Annotated in this window: 5 protein-coding genes; all 5 read right to left on the bottom strand. The window is 53.8% G+C overall.

Going from position 1 to position 2,969, the window contains the following annotated elements:
* Positions 1 to 182: glutathione S-transferase N-terminal domain-containing protein (locus tag ACTHS3_RS11185; RefSeq protein WP_440367970.1), on the bottom strand; the 182-nt coding region annotated here is incomplete at its 3' end.
* Positions 183 to 190: 8 nt separating this feature from the next.
* Entirely contained in the window at positions 191 to 586 is a 396-nt protein-coding gene (locus ACTHS3_RS11190) for a hypothetical protein (protein WP_070625097.1), read from the bottom strand.
* A complete protein-coding gene (locus tag ACTHS3_RS11195; protein ID WP_150536941.1) occupies positions 587 to 1,753 on the bottom strand; it encodes a beta-ketoacyl-ACP synthase III in 1,167 nt (388 codons plus the stop codon).
* Positions 1,754 to 1,772: 19 nt separating this feature from the next.
* The gene (locus tag ACTHS3_RS11200; protein WP_440367971.1) at positions 1,773 to 2,018 is read right to left on the bottom strand and encodes a GNAT family N-acetyltransferase; all 246 of its coding nucleotides are present in this window, start codon (positions 2,016 to 2,018) and stop codon (positions 1,773 to 1,775) included.
* A gap of 34 nt (positions 2,019 to 2,052) precedes the next feature.
* Positions 2,053 to 2,961 carry a dialkylrecorsinol condensing enzyme gene (locus tag ACTHS3_RS11205; protein WP_440367972.1) on the bottom strand — a complete coding sequence of 303 codons (909 nt, stop codon included), beginning with the start codon at positions 2,959 to 2,961 and terminating at the stop codon, positions 2,053 to 2,055.
* Between the last annotated feature and the right edge of the window lie 8 nt (positions 2,962 to 2,969).

Raw genomic sequence — 2,969 nt, forward strand, 5'->3', positions numbered from 1 at the left:
AAGCCGTCATCATCCAATAAAGGCGATTTGCCCAAGGGATGGATGGCTTTGAGTTCGTCAGGGGCGAGCAAAGTGTCAGGATGACGGCAGTAGGTTTGCAGGCGGTAGGGCGTACCGAGGATTTCAAGCAGCCAAACAATGCGCAGGGCGCGGGATTGCTCGAGAGAATGTAGGGTAATCATGAGGGACTTTAAATATCGGTTTGTTTGAGGTTGTCTATGCTGATTTGGCAGGCATCGGCGTATTTTTGCAGGGTTTTGGCCGGTAGTTTGGCGAATACTTCGGGGCGGAAATGCCGACGAAGCTGCCATTTCCATACACCTGCCGCCATGGCCAAGCCGGTTTCATCATAACGACAGCGGAACATATGGTAGTACAGCGGCGAATATTCGCCTTTTTCGACGGCTTCGCGCGCGGCCTGCATTTGGGCATCGAGTTCGCACACCACCATTTCGGTGGCGTAGGCTTCGTCCTGCCAACCGTTGCTGGTAGCTGCTTCGTAGTGGCCGTCGCGGGTGCCGTAAATGACTTTGCGGTGGCCGTGGTAGCTGGCGCTGTTGTCTTGAGGGATGTCGTCAATCTTCATTCAGACGGCCTTTACTACTTCCAAAAGCATGAAACATGTTGAAAAGCGTCCGCTTTCCGGAACGTAACACAGGATTTTTTGGCCGTGTTCGATGGGGAAAGTGCGCATAAATTCTTCAAGGATGATGTAAATCGAGGCCGAACCCGTGTTGCCCTTGCTGTGCAGATTGGTAAACCATTTTTCCTGCGGAATGTCGAAGCCGATATTTTTCAGGCCGTCTGAAAGGCGGTCGCGGAAAAAGCCGGAAGAGTAGTGAGGCAGGAACCAATCGATTTCTTCGGCGCGGATGCCGTGTTTGGCGGCGATTTGGGAGAGAGGTTTTTCCACTGTATAGCGGACGATGTTTTCGTTTAGCAGTTTGACGTCCTGCTTGACCGCCATCAGGCTGTGGCGGCGGCCGTAATCGGCATCGGCGTGTTTCCAACCTTCAAATACGCCGTCGCGGAATTCTGCGCCGGCATACATGCAGGGCGGCATTTCGTTGGCGTAGGAAAGCAGGTCTATCCAATGGATTTTCAGGCTGAGGCCGTCTGAATTGGGGCGGTCGGACAGATACACCGCGCCTGCGCCGTCAGACAGCATCCAGCGCAAAAAGTCTTTTTCAAACCCGATTTCGGGGGACGCGTTTTCCAGTTTTTTATGGTCGGTTTCGCTTTGAAACACTTCGCCGCGCATGACCGCCGAGGCGTTTTCGGAAGCAACGGAAACTGCATGTGCGTGTTCGCCGGTACGCACGGCGTTGTAGGCGTGTTTCATCGCCGCCATACCTGCCGCGCATACGCCTGCCATGCTGAACACTTCGCAAGGCGGCATATCCAGCAAACCATGCACCATCACACCGTGTCCGGGCATGGTTTGGTCAGGGTAGGAAGTAGCGCAGGCCAGACTGCCGATGGCTTCTGCAGGAACGCCTTGGGCAAACAGGCCGTTGACCGCTTCGGCAGCCAATTCGGCATTGGTGTGCGTCGTGCGGCGGCTTTCGGGGTCGATGGCGTAATGGCGCGACAAAATGCCGTTGGAACGCAAAATCATACGGCGCACGCGTGACGGTACATCGCCTGCCATGCCGAGGACGGCTTCCATTTCGTCATTGCCGACAGGGGCATTGGGCAAAAAGGCAGAAACGCGGTTGAGATAAACGTCTTTGAGAGTGTTATTCGATGTCATGATGTGTTTGTCAAAATAATCAACCGATAAACCGCGCCGCGTAGTCGCAGCTTGCAGTCAACGGGATGTGGTGTGTTTCGGCGTATTCCATCAGCGCGTTCACCAGCAGTTTGGCAATGCCGCGATGACGGAAGTTGGGCGAGACCACGGTATGGTTTACGTCCCAGCCGCCGTTATGTTCGGTATAGCTGATATAGCCTGCTTCCAAACCGTCAATATCGATTTGAAAGCGACGGCGTTCGGGGTAGTGGATAACTTCGGGCATGATGGATTCCTGGTTTGAGGCCGTCTGAAACAGATTATCTGCCTGACGGTTGTTCATAATAATCCGCCAGCTTTTTCAGACGGCCTTTGAGCAGCGGATGCAGCAGTTTTTTCAAAATTACACTGATGGGTAAAACCACCAAAATCATCGCCAATAAAAAGACGATGTAGAAGCACAACAAGGCACGGCGCAAGAGCGGAGAAATACGGCCTGCCGCCATCAAAAGCTTGCCCCAGATGAAGAAGCTGCGGCCGGCGGTACGTTCGCTGAAAATCAGTTTTTCATTCACTGTTACCGCACCCATGTTTTGAAACAGGGTTTCGTCCAAAGGCTGTTGGTTTAACAGTGCATCGCGCAATTTCGCACCAAACCGCGCCGCATCCGCCAATTCTTCTTCAGCAATGCCGGCGGAGGGCAGGGAGCGGAAATAGCGTTTGTCGCCGGTCAGCATCCAGGCGGGCGTGGTAATGAAACTGGCCGCGCTGTTGCAGGCATCGATTTTTACGATGTTGCCGATGAGTTTGGCGCCGTTTTGTTTCAGCAAAGATTTCATTTTCTCTTGCGCGCCCAGCCACATATTGCGGCAGCCGATAAGCGTGATGACCGGTTTGCCGTCCAGCAGGCGGTGCGTTTCTTCGCGTTGCAAAAAGGCGGTCATCGGTTGCGAAGGGGAGAGGAACCAAACGGTGTAGGCAATGGCCACCACATCGTAATTTTCGGACGGAATGTGCGGCGGCAGAATCGGGGCGGGTTTTAAATGGACGGTTTCAGGAAAGGTATCGAAAAAACGCCAAAACGGCCACGGAAACGGAAACGCCTGCTCCGGTACGATATTGACGCAATCGACCTGTATGCCGGCTGTTTGCAACGGCGTGGCAAAATTTCGCGCCAGGCTGGAGAGCTGCCCCGTTTGCGAGTAATGCACAATCAGCACTTTTTTCATTATCTTCC

This window comes from Neisseria sp. P0009.S007 (assembly GCF_051962515.1).